This is a genomic window from Elusimicrobiota bacterium, from assembly GCA_041658405.1.
GTDB lineage: Bacteria > Elusimicrobiota > UBA5214 > JBBAAG01 > JBBAAG01 > JBBAAG01.
Window position 1 is genome coordinate 19,353 of the sequence record JBBAAG010000026.1, and the last position, 15,714, is coordinate 35,066.

Annotated in this window: 14 protein-coding genes; all 14 read right to left on the reverse strand. The window is 43.0% G+C overall.

Going from position 1 to position 15,714, the window contains the following annotated elements; translation table 11 throughout:
* Positions 1 to 5: 5 nt before the first annotated feature.
* Entirely contained in the window at positions 6 to 1,412 is a 1,407-nt protein-coding gene (gene rsmB, locus WC955_06200) for a 16S rRNA (cytosine(967)-C(5))-methyltransferase RsmB (GenBank protein ID MFA5858640.1), read from the reverse strand.
* Positions 1,408 to 2,298, reverse strand: coding sequence for a zinc metalloprotease HtpX (htpX, locus tag WC955_06205; GenBank protein MFA5858641.1), 891 nt, complete (start codon positions 2,296 to 2,298; stop codon positions 1,408 to 1,410). The genes rsmB and htpX overlap by 5 nt, the downstream gene beginning before the upstream one ends.
* 20 nt (positions 2,299 to 2,318) lie before the next feature.
* A complete protein-coding gene (locus tag WC955_06210) occupies positions 2,319 to 3,302 on the reverse strand; it encodes a Gfo/Idh/MocA family oxidoreductase (protein MFA5858642.1) in 984 nt (327 codons plus the stop codon).
* A gap of 39 nt (positions 3,303 to 3,341) precedes the next feature.
* Complete coding sequence (locus tag WC955_06215) at positions 3,342 to 4,424, reverse strand: Gfo/Idh/MocA family oxidoreductase (GenBank protein MFA5858643.1); 1,083 nt, start codon at positions 4,422 to 4,424, stop codon at positions 3,342 to 3,344.
* Positions 4,425 to 4,496: 72 nt separating this feature from the next.
* Positions 4,497 to 5,396 carry a sugar phosphate isomerase/epimerase gene (locus tag WC955_06220; GenBank protein ID MFA5858644.1) on the reverse strand — a complete coding sequence of 300 codons (900 nt, stop codon included), beginning with the start codon at positions 5,394 to 5,396 and terminating at the stop codon, positions 4,497 to 4,499.
* A gap of 78 nt (positions 5,397 to 5,474) precedes the next feature.
* Positions 5,475 to 6,353 carry a carbohydrate ABC transporter permease gene (locus WC955_06225; protein ID MFA5858645.1) on the reverse strand — a complete coding sequence of 293 codons (879 nt, stop codon included), beginning with the start codon at positions 6,351 to 6,353 and terminating at the stop codon, positions 5,475 to 5,477.
* A complete protein-coding gene (locus WC955_06230; GenBank protein ID MFA5858646.1) occupies positions 6,343 to 7,347 on the reverse strand; it encodes a sugar ABC transporter permease in 1,005 nt (334 codons plus the stop codon). The genes WC955_06225 and WC955_06230 overlap by 11 nt, the downstream gene beginning before the upstream one ends.
* Positions 7,348 to 7,363: 16 nt before the next feature.
* Positions 7,364 to 9,262 carry a beta-N-acetylhexosaminidase gene (locus WC955_06235; protein ID MFA5858647.1) on the reverse strand — a complete coding sequence of 633 codons (1,899 nt, stop codon included), beginning with the start codon at positions 9,260 to 9,262 and terminating at the stop codon, positions 7,364 to 7,366.
* 20 nt (positions 9,263 to 9,282) lie between these two features.
* Positions 9,283 to 11,103 (reverse strand): ASKHA domain-containing protein, encoded by a 1,821-nt coding sequence (locus WC955_06240; protein MFA5858648.1) that lies wholly within the window; start codon positions 11,101 to 11,103, stop codon positions 9,283 to 9,285.
* A gap of 12 nt (positions 11,104 to 11,115) precedes the next feature.
* The gene (locus tag WC955_06245; GenBank protein ID MFA5858649.1) at positions 11,116 to 11,751 is read right to left on the reverse strand and encodes a corrinoid protein; all 636 of its coding nucleotides are present in this window, start codon (positions 11,749 to 11,751) and stop codon (positions 11,116 to 11,118) included.
* 66 nt (positions 11,752 to 11,817) lie between these two features.
* The gene (locus WC955_06250; protein MFA5858650.1) at positions 11,818 to 12,810 is read right to left on the reverse strand and encodes a Gfo/Idh/MocA family oxidoreductase; all 993 of its coding nucleotides are present in this window, start codon (positions 12,808 to 12,810) and stop codon (positions 11,818 to 11,820) included.
* Between the two features lie 29 nt (positions 12,811 to 12,839).
* Positions 12,840 to 13,835, reverse strand: a complete 996-nt coding sequence (locus tag WC955_06255) for a Gfo/Idh/MocA family oxidoreductase (protein MFA5858651.1) — start codon at positions 13,833 to 13,835, stop codon at positions 12,840 to 12,842.
* A 77-nt stretch (positions 13,836 to 13,912) separates the two neighbouring features.
* The gene (locus WC955_06260; GenBank protein MFA5858652.1) at positions 13,913 to 14,872 is read right to left on the reverse strand and encodes a hypothetical protein; all 960 of its coding nucleotides are present in this window, start codon (positions 14,870 to 14,872) and stop codon (positions 13,913 to 13,915) included.
* A gap of 3 nt (positions 14,873 to 14,875) precedes the next feature.
* A partial coding sequence (locus tag WC955_06265) for a hypothetical protein (GenBank protein ID MFA5858653.1) occupies positions 14,876 to 15,714 on the reverse strand: 839 nt, incomplete at its 5' end.

Here is a 15,714-nt window from a genome sequence, read left to right on the forward strand (position 1 = left end):
ACCCTTTACCCTTTTCTCCTGAATCTGATAACAAAAAACCCGTCAATCCCGTGTTTATGCGTCAATGTCTGCACCCATCCACCCGGGTTGACAATATCTTTGTTTCCCAGGAACTTACCGGTATCCCTAATGTTTTCAATTTCAAACAACGGAAACTCTTTAACAAACTTCCCGATAACACCTTCATTTTCTTCAGGCTCTATGCTGCAAGTAGAATATACCAAAATCCCGCCAGGTTTTACAAGCGGTGCAGCGTTTGACAGTATTGAATACTGTATCTTAGGTAATTTAAATATTATGTCATTACTTGTCCGCCGCCATTTAAGATCCGGCCTTCTTCTTAACACACCCGTACCTGAACACGGGACGTCTATTAACACACGGTCAACTGCTCCGGTAAAATTCTGCGGGTTCTCACCGTCCCGCAGTTGCGGGTCAATTATTGTTACTCCCAACCTTGCACTGTTTTCACGTATAAACCGCAGTTTATGGCTGAACATATCAAAAGCAACTATTTTACCGGAATTCTTCATTAACTGCGCAGCATGCGTAGCCTTACCCCCCGGAGCGGAACATATATCGTACACAACTTCACCGGGTTGAGGACCGAGTATATGCGTCACTAACTGTGATGCTTCATCCTGGATATAAAACATCCCAGCCTGGAACTCCGCAAGCCCTTCAAGGAACGGCTCTCCTGACGTGAACACTAGAGCATCAGGTACAAGTTCAGACATCCTTACTCCCAGACCGTAATTATTCAGCGCCGTAACGACTTCCCCTGAAGTAGTTTTTAAAGTATTTACCCTGACTGCCATATCCGCGTGTGTATTGTTAACCTCACACAACTTTTCAGTATCATCTATCCCATACTGTGTAAGCCAGCGCTGAACCATCCATTCCGGGTGTGAGTGTTTAAGGCTGATATTCTTAACAACATCTTTACCTGTACTACTGAGGTTCAATAAATTCCTTCCGGCAATACACTCCCGCACAATCGCGCGAAGAACACCGTTAGTATACCCTGTCAACCCTGTATGCCCACCCAGGAGTTTAACAATCTCAACCGCCTGATCCACCGCAGCATACGGCGGTACGCGGCCACGCATGTACTCCAGCTGGTACACAGCTACACGCAACGAATTCCGCACTTCTTTTGTGGTATCCGTAACTTTACGGGTCATTGAGTAATTATTGATAATCCAGTCAATAGAATTCATATGCTGGATTGTACCGTTCACTAACCCGCGGACAAAGCCGTGATCATTATTCGGGAGAGTAAGTTTTAAGAGTTTAGTGTCAAGCAAGGTTTTTGGATAAACCATGTTTTGTTCAAATTCAATCAATACTTCCACCGCGGCTAACCGTGCTGCGACAGAAGAATTATCCGTATCAATTACCCTGTGATTAATATATTATTTTAGGAATATTATACGCAGAATTTGAAGACTGTTCAGCAAGTTTCTCCAAACGTTTCACCCGTTCTGTTACAGGCGGGTGAGTAGAGAATAAGTTTAATAATCCACCCCCAGAAAAGGGTTGTACTATAAACATATGAGCGGTCGATGGTGTAGCGTTGAGTATCGGTATACGCTTATTATAATTCTCAAGTTGTTTCAACGCATTAGCCAGGCTTAACGGTTTACCGCATATCTTTGCACCTGTTTCATCGGCATGGTACTCACGGGTACGCGAGATTGCCATTTGCACAATCATTGCCGCAAATGGCGCAACTATTGCCATTAATAACAAACCCATGGCACCTGCACCGTTATCATCATCATCCCTGCGCCCGCCGCCGAATATCGCAGCAAATCGTGCCATATCCGCAATCATCATAATAGCTCCGGCAACCGTCGCTGCGAGTACCTGTATTAGAGTATCACGGTTTTTTACATGCGCAAGTTCATGCGCGATAACACCCGAAAGTTCATCTTTACTAAGGATACCCATTAACCCGGAAGTAACAGCAACAGCTGCATGGTTCGGGTCACGGCCCGTCGCAAACGCATTCGGTGCGTCACCGCGGATGGCGTACACCTTAGGCATCGGTATTCCTGCGGCAGTAGATAGTGCCTGAATCACAGTATGTAATTCCGGTGCTTCTGTTTGTTTAATCTCCTTCGCTCCGTAGATTGTCAATACAATCTTATCGCTGAACCAGTACGCAACAAAGTTCGAAATCAATGCAAATACAAACGCTATTATCACACCCTGCTGCCCGCCAAGTAAATGCCCGATACCCAAAAATAACGCCGTTAATCCTGTCAGCAATAAAACTGTTTTTACATTATTCATTCTTTAAGTACATCCCTTTATCAACCTTTTACCGGCTGCCAAATATTTGTCTTTGCGGACTGGTATACAGCTTCGGTAACTTCCATAGCTTTCATCCCGTCAATCCCGTTAACAATCGGCTGTGTTTTCCCGAGAATAACATCCACAAAATGTTTTGTCTCCAAACGAAACGGGTTATCCTCCGGAGTTTTAGTTTCTTCAACTGTCCATTCTTTCTCCGTCCTTGTACGGTAACGCATGGAAGACCACATAACTTCTATTGTCCCTTCGGTACCATAAACTTCAAGGCATACCCCGGGCCCTATACCGGTTGACCAGCTGATATCAATAGAACCCACAATACCTTCCGGAGTTTCCACCATAACCCTGGCAATATCTTCCACTTGCAACGAAGAAGCAACTGTCCTCATTTTTGCCCATACATTCTTTATATCGCCAAAAATATAACGGTAAATATCAATCGAATGAATACCGGCATCAATAAAACACCCACCGCCGGATATTTCTTTCTTTGAGAACCACTTCTGGGACATATCAGCATAACCCGCGAATGAGTTCCGAACCATAACAACTTTCCCGATCTTACCTTCGGAGATCAACTGTTTTGTCCGTTGAATTTCTTTGTGGAACCTCCATGCGAAAGCGGTCATAAGAAACTTTCCGGTCTTATTCGCTTTCTCCACCATTTCCTTAGAGTCATCCACAGATATTGCCAACGGTTTCTCGCAGAGAACGTTTATCCCTTTATCCAATGCAGCAATAACAGTATCCTTATGTGCCACAGGCGGAGTGCATACACTTATCGCATCGAGAGTATCGCTGGAATACATATTATCAAGGCTATCATAAACCTTCCCGCCAAACTTTTGCATAAACTTTTCCGCGTTCGCCGGTGCGGTATCAAAGAATGCTACGAGTTCAACATCAGAATTCGCTGCGTATCCGTTCACATGCGCGTTTGCTATACCACCACAACCTACTATCCCAACTCTAACTTTTTTCATTTTATAAACTCCCCCTTGATACTATCTTTTAACTTATTATTACTTAATTCTGACTTCCTTACCTTCTTCAGAAGATTTGTAAATCGCATCTATGAGTTTCATGATAATGAGCCCTGTATCCGCAGTTGCGATCTGGACATCAGTTTTTTTATCTTTCCACTTACCTTCGGAGATTAATTCTATGAAATGCTTCATCTGCAATGCATGGCTCTTTACACTCTGTGCCGGAACAACCGGGACCATATCCACGAGCATACCATGCGTGTCTTTATAAACCTTCAACGGCCGCCAATCCGCCCCACCTTTTGTCCCGAACAATGTTGAATACAACTTTTCTGATTCTGTATTTGATGCCCATGCAGCTTCAAGAAATAACGTCATGCCATTATCAAACTTAATAAAAGCCGATGCAAGATCTTCAACTGTAAAAGTCTTGCTGTCCCCCTTATACTTCCACCCGCCGGCACTCACATAATCTTTGCGGTCACCAAACTTTGTGTAAGTTGAACCTGACACTGCTACGGGTTTTGGATACCCCATTAACCACAGGGTGAGGTCAAGCATATGCACGCCGATATCAATCAACGGCCCGCCGCCGGAAAGTTTTTTATTCGTAAACCACCCGCCCCAACCGGGAATCCCGCGACGCCGTATTGCACCGGTCTTTGCATAATATATTTCACCAAGCTCACCGCCAATTATAAGCCTTTTCAATAATTGCGCTTCATTTGAAAACCGCTGGTTGAACCCTACTGCAAGAAACTTATCATTTTCAATAGCAGCATCTTTCATATCCTGTGCCTGTTTTGCATTAAGTGCCATAGGTTTTTCCACTAATACATGGCACCCGGCCTTCAATCCCTGGATTGCGGTATCGGAATGGAACGCATTTGGTGTGCCGATAACGATAGCATCTAATTTTTCTTTTTTCAGCATGTCGTTATAGTCAGCATAAACATTTTTTATGCCGTTAGCATCCGCCAATACTTTGGCTTTATCCACCAAAGGGTCTGAAATAGCAACGAACTCAATTTTATCCGCTATAAGCTTTGCCCCGGGCATATGCGCATGACTAATAATCCCGCCGGCACCTACAAATCCTAACTTTACCTTGTTACCCATTTTTTACTCCTCTTACAAAATAAACTTAAATAAGCCCATATACCTGATTATTTTTATTCTTACAAATAAACACTATATTATCAACGGCAACAACTTTCTCGCTCCGAGGATAAGGCCTTTCTTAATCTTCTCATCAGACCCGCGGAAAACAGGGTCTTCATGTTCAATACTTACCGTTCCGTCATAACCTATCTCGTAAAGCACGCCCATAAACTTTTCCCAGTTAATCTCTCCATACCCTGGCGCACGGAAACGGTAAAGGCCTTTCCGGTGATACCCGCGGACAGCTATATTGTCACGCAACAATTCACAATCCTTAGCGTGTACATGAAAAATCCTGTCCTTGAATTTGTATATTGGTTTAATATAATCCATCCCCATCCCGTAAAGATGCGACGGGTCGTAGTTCAATCCAAAATTTGCTGCAGGGACGAGGTTAAACATTTCCTCCCATTGCTCGGGACAAAACGATATTGTTCCCGGCACGTACTCTTTTAACCACCCGTACATCGGACAGTTTTCTATCATAACCTTAACACCCTTATCCCCGGCATACTTCAGGAGTTCCGTAAATATTTTTGTAAACTCCTCAAAATTTTCTTTCTCCGTTTTCTCAGGGTTACGCCCGATAAACGTTCCTGCCATCCCGCAGCCAAGTAATGCCGCTGCATCGACAACCTTAACAAAATGGTTGTATACATCAGCACGTTTTTTTAGGTCAGGATGAAGGTTGTTATCATAAAACCCTAATGACGATATTGTCATCCCGTATTTGACGAACAATTCATTAATCTTCTTCGCACCGTCTTTATCAAGTTTCACAACGTCAATGTTCCGCCCGAAAAAATCGCGATCGGTCTTCAGAGGCCAACAGGCCACCTCCAGCGCATTGAACTCTGCGCCGGACGCGAACTTCAAAATATCCTCCATACCATTATCGCCCATACATGCCGTTAAAAAACCTAACTTCATTTTAATAAACTCCTTTCAACACAACGCGTCAACAAAAATATTAGGTGTATATTATACAAAAAAACAGTCAAAGATTTATTACCCTTTTAACCCGGTCATCGCAATCCCCTGAACGAAGAAGCGCTGATTGAAGATATACACGATCAATACCGGTGCAAGCACAATCATTGATGCTGCCATCAACAATGTCCATTCTGTATTGTACAACCCCTGGAACGATGCAAGCCCGACGGTAAGGGTTTTCATCTCCATACTATTCGTGACAATCAACGGCCACATAAAATCGTTCCATGAACCCAGAAAAATAAATGTTCCAAGAGTAGCAAGCGCGGGTTTGCATAACGGCAGGATTATCTGCCAGTATATACGAAACGGCCCGCACCCGTCAATCGTTGCGGCTTCCTCAAGTTCTTTTGGTATGGTAAGAAAAAACTGCCGCAGCATAAACGTCCCGTAGGTTGTAAATATATGCGGTAATATTAATCCCTGGTACGTATCAATCCAGCCAAGCGTACGCAATAGAATAAATACAGGGATCATTGTCACCTGGCCTGGTATCATCATTGTAGCGAGGTATGCCAGGAACAGCTTATCACGCCCCGGGAATTGTAACCTCGCAAACGCATACGCCGCGAGTGATGCAGTAAACAACTGCCCTGCAGTGACGCTTACCGCAACAATTATGCTGTTAAGATAAAACCTTCCAAACGGCACGGAATTCCAAGCATCAACATAATTCCGGAACACCACAGGATTAGGTATCCATTGCGGCGGGAAAGTAAACACCGCACCGGCATCTTTCAATGAAGTGGAGAACATCCACACAAAAGGTATTACCATAACCACTGCCAGCCCGGACAGTATCGAATAATACAACAATGCAAATACGGTTTGCCTAAAATTTTTTTTGAACCTGATATCCTTAGCGGTCATGGGTTTAGGTTTATTACTCAGCATTTGCATACCCTTTCCCCATACGCCATTGCAACAACGTTGCACCTAACATCAGAACAAACAATATCCACGCTATTGCAGAAGCATAACCCATCTTGAACCACTGGAACGCGTTGTTGTAAATATAATAAACAATCGTGGTGGTAGACCCCGCAGGCCCGCCGCCAGTCATAACGTACTGCACGCCAAACGCCTGGAACCCGCCGATGATTCCCATGATGATAATAAAAAAATTCACAAAACTTAAACTCGGTAAAGTTATATACCAAAACTTAGCGCGTTCATTTGCGCCATCAATTTCCGCAGCCTCGTATAATGCCGCCGGTATACTCTGCAGCGCAGCGAGGTAAAGCAGCATATTATACCCTGCGCTATGCCATACCTGCATAATAATAATCGCAGGTTTTGACCATGTAGTACTTGTTAGCCACGTCGGAGGATTAGAAACCCATGAATTCCATGATGTAATAGCATCATAAATAAACTGCATAACAAAATTATCTGTCCCCATAACAACAACCGGTATCCTTAGTGAACGTATGAACCCGTTGATTAACCCGTAATCCGGGTTATAAATCCACCGCCACACAATCGCTGATGCTATGATGGTACACACCACTGGAAGAAAATATATTGTTCTGAATAAAACAACACCTCTCATCTTCTGATTCAACGCCAGTGCCAGTGCCAGGGATATTGCCATTCCTATCGGAATACTCAGCATAAAATAAAACGTGTTATAAAGATACTCCCAAAACTCACCCCGGGTGAGAATATCCGAAAAATTTTTTAACCCCACAAACTTTGCGGGGGTTAGAATATCCCATTCACAAAAAGCCAGCCCAAACGATATCAGTATCGGAATGAATACAAATACCAAAAATCCCAGTACATTAGGCGCGAGAAACGCCATACCTGTGAGCCACAATCTCAACTTCTTGCGTTTATACACATATTCATGAATAGAAGTGAACACGTTACGGTTACTTTTTTTCATTGTTTATTAAAATAACTTACCTTATCCCGGAGATACCTTTCATCTGGCGGATAAGTTTATCAAACCTCCAGAGGGTAACCCACAACCCTTCCTTTTTGTTGGTAAGAAGCCATAACCTCGCGAACTCCGCGCGGATACGTTTTGTATCACGTATATACGCCTCAACACTTTTCTTCGGAATAACCACTCCGCGGGCTATTTTGTCAATCAACAAATTTTTATTGACACTATTACCACAAAACTCAAGCGCGAATTTTAAGTACTGCAGGTTCACCTTGTTTTTCTTAACCTTTTTTTCAGTAACCGCATACGTTTTTAAACACTTTCCGCAGGCAAACCCCAGCCGTGTGTATTTATCATACATTTTTTTGTCAAGTTCTTTGATCACTATATCATCAAAATATCCCCGCCGTGCGGCAAAGATTTCTTCATCAATCCCCGCAAGGGTATCTATGATCCCGGCTATACCTCCGTCATACCCAAAATACTCTTCCACCCAGCGTACTGAAAACTTTTTGTCGTCCACCTTATACGGATTATTCCATAAACACTCAGAAGAATATGCATAACCATAATAATTATTCTCACGGAAATTATCCGCGCCGTTATCCCCCCAAGAAGATACCATCCCGCCTATAACGCCCTTAACGCCGTATGCTGACTTAAAAACATTCCGCACATTAGCCTTAGCTTTATAATACGCTGGATAAAAACGGAAATAGTTATGCAAACTCGGGCTAACGACAAGCTTATACCCAGCATCGCTAAGTTTCTTTATATCCGGATACTCTTCCTGCGGATTATATTTCCAGTACATCATAATAATATCTTTCCTGAACCGCGGCTTGTGTTTCATATCAAACCCGTGTTGTGCCCAGTGTTTCCGCACAATATCGTCGTACATAATAATTTTTTTGTTATACTTCCCCAGCATCTTAACAGCTTTCTCCATATGCTGGCGGTAAAGGTTCTCCACCCCGATTTTATCCGCAACTTTTTTACTCTTACCTTTCCCAAGGTCATACGGCTCATCACCGCCTATATGCAAATACTGAGAATCAAAATTGCGGATATACTCCGCAGCATAATCCGACAGGAATTTGTAAGTCTCGGGTACTACAGGGGATAGTGTTGTATACTGCCCGATCGGAGTCAGCAACGGACGTGGTTCATCCTTAGGTGGTTCCACTTCAGCGAGTTTACGGTATTTCGGGATACGTATAAGATGCTCAAAATGCCCCAGAGTTTGAAACATAGGAATGAGTTCAACAAACCGTTCTTTCCCGTAGTTCACAAGCCCGCGGATATCGCTAGCGCTCAACGCCCCGCGCCCTTTCCCTACCAACGGATGTTTTTTTAATTTAAACAAATCTTCTATATAAATCATGTATGTATTAAGCTTATACCGCGAAAGTGAGCGTATAATTTTCTTAAAATTTTCTATAGTTGACACCTGCCACCGGCTGATATCATCGGAATATCCGCGCATAATAGTTACCGGCCAATCGCGTATACTGCCCGCGGGAACTGTTTTGTTGCGTATCAACTGCACAAGTGTTTGCCCGGCATAAAACAATCCCGCATCAGTCTTAGCGGTTAATACCACGCAGTTACTATCACAGTACAGCGTATACCCTTCATTATGCACAACCTCTTTTGGAAGTTTAACTACGGTGAAATCAAATTTTGGATTATTAAAAAACACTATCTGCAACCCATTCATAGTTAGCGCGAGACCGGTTTTATTTACCCGCAGGCCGGTTTCTTCTGTTAAGTCTGAAACAACAACTTTCTCAACGTTCAACGCTGCGGGAGAACAACGCATAAATGTCCGCGGTGTGAATACAAACACGCCTTTAGCTGCACAAACTTCCTGCGGTAACGGCACTACGCGGTCAAACACATTGTTTTTCATAAATACTTAATATCCCTTCCTCAAAATAACAACATTTCGGAAAATGCGGCAGTAAATTCCGGATTATTAGCCAGTTCAGTATATGTAACAACTTTTTTTATATCTTCAACTATCAAATATTCAGTTTTTGATACCAATACTCTTCTCGCGCCTTCAATCGCAGCATTACCTACATACTTAACTTTTTCGAGATTAATCCCGGGTATCAACCCCACAATCTGCGCATTACGGTGGTTAATAAAATTCCCAAAACTCCCGGCAAGAAAAATTTCGTCAACATCTTCAATCTTTAATCCTTCACGTTTCAGCAGTGTAACAATCCCTGCGGAGATCGCGCCTTTTGCAAGCTGCAACTGCCGTACATCTTTTTGGGTAAGCGCAACAACATGTTTTTTCCCGCTTGCTAGAAGAAAAGTATTACCTTTCTCTGTTTTAACAATATGCTTCCTAACCTTCTCCCCGAGGGATACAGGTAATTCACTGTTATCCAGTATCCTTCCTGTGGAATCCACAATACCGGTTTTTACTAAACACGCAAGAAGGTCTACCAAACCCGATCCGCAGATACCCCGGGGCGGTTTATCACCAACTGTATGATATTTAACCTCCTCATTAGTTACGACCACAGAATCTACCGCACCGTTAACTGCCGGCATACCGCAGCTAATCTGCGCGCCTTCAAACGCCGGCCCTGCGGCGGTGGAACACGCAAGAAGGTTACCCTTATTTTCTAAAACAATCTCGCCGTTAGTTCCAAGATCTACCCCGATACGTACCTTATCCTTAACCTGCCCTAACCCTAAGGAGAGTACCATCCCAAGAGTATCCCCACCGATAAACCCTGCGATACTGGGAAACACCAACACCCTGCCTTCGGGATTTATGTCTAACCCCACTTCTCCGGGCTGTGCCTCAACGTATTGCGTAACCGTTGGAGTATACGGCGCTAACGGCAAAAATTCGGTAGTAATCCCGAGAAATAAATGCTGCATTGTTGTATTACCTACAACTACAGCGGAACACAGATCAGCGGGTAACACCCCTACCTTCTCACATAATCCTGTACTTATTTTGTTAACCACCTTAACCACTTCCGCCTGCATTTTTGCCAACCCATCGGCAGTATTGATCACATAACTACTCCGGCTGATGACATCACTCCCAAAAACTGCCTGTGTATTCGGTAAACAATCATGCGCAACTACCTGCCCTGTGTTCAAGTCAACAATTTCTACACCCACAACCGTAGTCCCTATATCCACAGCAATACCAAACTGTTTTGCGGTAGTATCACCGGGTTGTATACCCAGCACCTCAACTCCTGAAGTTAATACAGTAACGACAAAACCTTTCTCACGGATAACCCCCGGCATTTTTTGTAGTACATTAAGTTTGGAGATACATTCACCCTGCCCTAATGCTTTAATAAGATTAACATCATCAGCAACAGGATTCTCAAGTTTTGGTAACGTAAGTTGTACTAATACTCTCTTTATCCATGGGTCATGGATTAGCTCCCGCGGTGGTTGTGTAAACGAAACCTTAGTCCATTTACTTTCAGTATCAATAAACCGCACTTCAATCGCTGTTTTCCCGGTAATAACCTGGCATGCGAGCCTTATATTCTCAGCGATTTCATCTTTGGTAAGTATCTCTTGTTCTTTCTGTGTTAACTCAATACCGGAAGAGTTAGGCAATATAACTTTACACTTCCCGCATTTCCCTTCCCCTGCGCAGGGCGCTACAAAAGGTATCCCTGCTAACGCAATAGCGTCACGCAACTGCACCCCTTGAGGGACTGTTATGTGTTTATTATATTGCGGAAAAAATATTTTGAACACCGCGTTTGGATTTTAGTTAATCCCGATCAACTCTTTCGCGGTATCCACAGCTGATGCTGCATCCGGCGCAAAACCATCTGCCCCTATTTCAGTAGCAAAATTTTGTGTTACGGGCGCGCCACCAACCATAATCTTTGGTAAATTCGTTAAGTTCTTTTTCATCTCCGCGATAGTATCCTTCATCATCGGCATCGTGGTGGTCAACAATGCGGATAACGCTACGACATCAACTTTTTGCGCTTTACACGTATCAACAAACTTTTGGACAGGTACATCGATCCCAAGATCTATAACCTCAAACCCTGCGCCTTCCAGCATCATCGCTACCAAGTTTTTCCCTATATCATGCAGGTCACCTTTGACAGTACCAATAATAATACGTCCCGGTGATTTCATATTACTCTTAGCCAATAACGGTTTAAGTATCGCCATACCCCCATGCATTGCACGCGCGGCAATCAATACTTCAGGTATATAAAACTCATTAGCCTTAAACTTCGCACCGACAACGTTCATCCCGGCAATTAAACCGTTCTTAAGTATTTCCTCTGCAGAAACACCTTCCGCAACGGCTTTCTCCACCAACGCCTTAACATCATTCACCTTACCTTTAATCAACATTTCAGACACTTGCTTAAGATCTGCCATAAAACACTAAACCCCTTTCTGAAACCATATACTACTTATACATATATTATGTATTAATTCCCGTTACTATTCCAGCGGTAATTTTACAACTTTCCCTGTTTTCACAGCTTGATACGCGCCTAACGCAATTTCTACAGCCGCTAACCCGTCCTCACCGGTGATAGACGCAGGTTTCCCTTTCTCCACACAGTCAATAAAATCATTTACTAACCCGTCATCAGTGCCGTCACCCCAGAAATCGTATATACCTTTCCCTCTTTCCTCACTGTAGAACATAGTCTTTTGATCCATAAGGTCAAACTCAGCAATACCTTTTGTACCCACAACTTTTAGATTAACATCACCCCAAACAGGATACGACTTCTTCGGACGTGACCAGCTGGTATCAAGCGAAGCAAAAATGTTATCCTCAAACTCCATACTCACCAACCCAGTATCATCAACGGTTAGTTCCGGGTAAAACATTTTATCGCATTCAGCATAAACCTTTTTTACTTCCTTACCGGTAACCCACCGCATGAGGTCCGCAACGTGTACCGTATGGTCAATCATTGCACCGCCACCGGAAAGTTTTTTTTCTACAAACCACCCTCCGGGCATCGTCCCGCGGTTAGTTCCCCGCATTGCGAGTATATCACCCACCAACCCGTCTTCCACAACCTGTTTTAACCTCATCATCGGAGTGGAATACCTGCATGGAAACGCGGTCATCAGTATCACACCGTTTTTCCTGCATTCCTCAATCATCTTCTTCCCGTCAGTGACAGTCACTGCCAACGGTTTTTCGCACATAACATGTTTTTTAGCTTTTGCCGCTTTGATCACCACATCTTTATGCTCAATATTACTCGTACAAACAATTACTGCATCGATATCCTTCGCTAATACATCATCGAGGTTAGGAATATACGGCGCTTTAAACCGTTCCGCCATTGTACTCCCTCGTTTTGCGTCTTCATCCCAGATACAGGCAAGTTCTGTATTCTTGATTTTTTTCAATGCTGAAGAATAACTTCCCGCGTGCATATGCGCATAACTTAAAACCGCAACTTTTGGCATATAAACATTCTCCTTAATAAACTATTTCCTTAGAACTTTACCACTTCCCCGGACTTAATAGACTCAAGTGCTGCCAGCGCTATCTTCAAACTCAAGATCGCTTCATCACCTGTAATCATTGGCTCTTTATCGTTATCTATGCACTCAATAAAATGCTTAATTTCCATTGCGTATGGTGACAACTTCAACGGGCTCTCGGGAACATTCACCCCGGCATTGCCTGTAGAGTCACCGCGTAACGACAAAAGAAACGGCTGATTTTTTTTCATGTCAAAATCAAGAATACCTTTTTCCCCTGCAATTTCAAACTTAGCGCTGAACCCCGAGGTTTCCGCCCAGGAACCTTCCACATGCGCGATAGTACCGTTTTTAAACCTTATACTCACCAACGCATAATCCAGTGGAGTATTTTTGTTTATACGATACGTCAATCCTTGAGCATAAACTCTTTCGGGCATACCAAAACACCAGTGTAGAAAATCAAAATCGTGGATGCTCATATCCAACACAACACCCCCGCTGTTTTCGATATCCGTATACCACGAACTGGAGGTCAGCGGGAATGTGTTAAGCCTTGACAACCTTGCCATCCCGACTTTCCCGAGTTTACCCGCAGAGATAAGATCCTTCGCGCGTTTGTACTCCGGGAAAAAACGTAATACGTGCCCAACCATAAATTTAATACCGTTTTTTTTGCAGGCTGCAACCATTTCTTCCGCCTGTTTAAGTGTCCGTGCGATAGGTTTCTCACAAAAAACATGTTTTCCCGCATTTGCAGCGTTAATAACATTATCATGATGCAACGTGGTAGGCAAGCAGATATCAACTACCTCAACATTCTTATCTTTGGACAACTCGTCGATACTTGAATAAACTTTAACACCCTTTTTTATTTTTGCGATACTCTCCGCTGCCTGGCGGTTGATATCAAACACGCCAACAAGTTTTGCAGTACTCAACGACTCAATTGCCGATGCGTGAAACTTCGCGATACTTCCCGCACCAATCAGTGCAATGTTAGCCATTTAAATTTCTCCTATTACACAAATTTCCCAACTACCTATATACAAATTATACTAAATAAAAAGTACCCATAAATACTCTACTGTTTAACTATATCATTGATATAAACTTCACCGTTTATCACACGGAGTAACGATGAATTTTGTCCTTTTACCTCAACAAGTTCCAACTCGCCAACCTTTTCTTCTTTCACCCCTCGTACTTCAATTACGGTAAAAGTTGAACCATCAACACCATGTACGCTCTCCGATTTCATCCTTACACGGTAAACCATAAACTTATTACCAACCTTCGCGCCTTCTTTATACCCGATATTAACAAACACCCCGCCGTCTTCCTGTATTCCAACAACCACACCCTGGATATATTTTTTTTCATTAATCCAATCACCGATATTACCTGAAACTTCCTGCACTACGTCCTTAATATAAATACCAAGAACACTGAACATAAACCTTTCAGAACCCCACGGAAGCTGGCTGCGTGTAAGAAAATCAAAAAGTATCTCATTATTTTGTTCCTGCTGTATCTGGTCATCACCGTCAAACAAGTAAACTTCGTCATCAACTTCAAACCCTTTATTAACCCCGTACCGTTTAGTTTTCTCAACCTGCCCTTTTCTCCAATAATCCTCACCGTATTTACGGAATTCGTAGTTTATCACTGCGTTGATACTATAATTATTATGGGTATAGAACGGCGCAATCCGGCCGCCAACCTGAGACATCTCAAATACAGGTATAGTTCCCCGTATTTCCCCTATGTACGTACCGTGTGCAGAAGCAGTAGATTCACGTACCCTGTACTTAAACTTTTTTGTGAACTCACTGGCAAGAAGTTTGGTGAACCCCGGCCCAATCTCCCAGCCTTTATCCTCAAACTTACTTGTATTCATAAAAGGATACATCACTATGACACGGCTTTCTTCAGCTGATAATCCTGAGGCATAAAAAATGGATGTAATAATAAATAAAAGGATTAATTTCGGGTAACGATTACGTACGCTTTTACGTTGATTCGCGGTAAAAGCCGGAAGCATTTACTACTTTTTCCCGCCTTGCTGCTGTTGTTGCGTTGCAGTTTTTAGTTGTATTGAAACGATATTTGATAATGGTGACTGGTTACCTTTTGGATCCGACGATAATATCGCGAAATTATAGTATTCTTTGGGTGTAAGATCAGGGATCGTACATATTTGTTTCGTCCCCGGTTTTTCGGGTAACGGCATAAGTTCACCAGAGATATCCATTGCGGTATTCCAATCAAACTCATTATTATAAACCTCAATTTCACAAACTGCCGGTATTACGCCTGTACTTACTTCGGTTATATATAATCTCAAACCAGCAGATTTTACAGGAGGCATTGAATACTCTATAATATCACCTTTTGTCACTACTCCCAAACCCTTAGCAGTTTGTGTGATAGAAACCCAAGATTCATCTACTGCGGGATCTGCATCCGGAGCGTTCAACGCCTGTAGTTCAAACGTTTTCAAAATATCAACTACACCCTTGGAAAATACTAAATTTATTTTATTAAAAACCTTCTCTTTTTTTCCTGGAAACAGCAAGTATAGAGACTGAGGGCACTTACCCGCAGCAGCCCATGCTGTACTCATATTATCATCCACTACCAGCAGATACGACATTGTTTCTGCAGTCGTGGTACTAACAAGTGTCTGCCCGCCGGTAATACCTTTATCATCCAAAATATTTCTGGGATCTGATGTTGCGTAACGGATAAGATAACCTTCTACTTCGTTCTCAATGTCAATAGGAGCTGACCACTCAAGCTTTATTGTTGTATCATCTACTTGTGCAACAGTAAGATCCTTAATCTGGACCGGCCCTTTAGTATCCTTACTTTTTCTTTCCGCAT

Bases quoted from the DNA above. Each gene is read 5' to 3' on its own strand.
- WC955_06235 (MFA5858647.1), bottom strand. From the start codon at position 9,262: ATGAAAAACAATGTGTTTGACCGCGTAGTGCCGTTACCGCAGGAAGTT.
- htpX (MFA5858641.1), bottom strand. From the start codon at position 2,298: ATGAATAATGTAAAAACAGTTTTATTGCTGACAGGATTAACGGCGTTA.
- WC955_06250 (MFA5858650.1), bottom strand. From the start codon at position 12,810: ATGCCAAAAGTTGCGGTTTTAAGTTATGCGCATATGCACGCGGGAAGT.
- WC955_06220 (MFA5858644.1), bottom strand. From the start codon at position 5,396: ATGAAGTTAGGTTTTTTAACGGCATGTATGGGCGATAATGGTATGGAG.
- WC955_06260 (MFA5858652.1), bottom strand. From the start codon at position 14,872: ATGCTTCCGGCTTTTACCGCGAATCAACGTAAAAGCGTACGTAATCGT.
- WC955_06245 (MFA5858649.1), bottom strand. From the start codon at position 11,751: ATGGCAGATCTTAAGCAAGTGTCTGAAATGTTGATTAAAGGTAAGGTG.
- WC955_06215 (MFA5858643.1), bottom strand. From the start codon at position 4,424: ATGGGTAACAAGGTAAAGTTAGGATTTGTAGGTGCCGGCGGGATTATT.
- WC955_06255 (MFA5858651.1), bottom strand. From the start codon at position 13,835: ATGGCTAACATTGCACTGATTGGTGCGGGAAGTATCGCGAAGTTTCAC.
- WC955_06225 (MFA5858645.1), bottom strand. From the start codon at position 6,353: ATGCTGAGTAATAAACCTAAACCCATGACCGCTAAGGATATCAGGTTC.
- WC955_06210 (MFA5858642.1), bottom strand. From the start codon at position 3,302: ATGAAAAAAGTTAGAGTTGGGATAGTAGGTTGTGGTGGTATAGCAAAC.
- WC955_06230 (MFA5858646.1), bottom strand. From the start codon at position 7,347: ATGAAAAAAAGTAACCGTAACGTGTTCACTTCTATTCATGAATATGTG.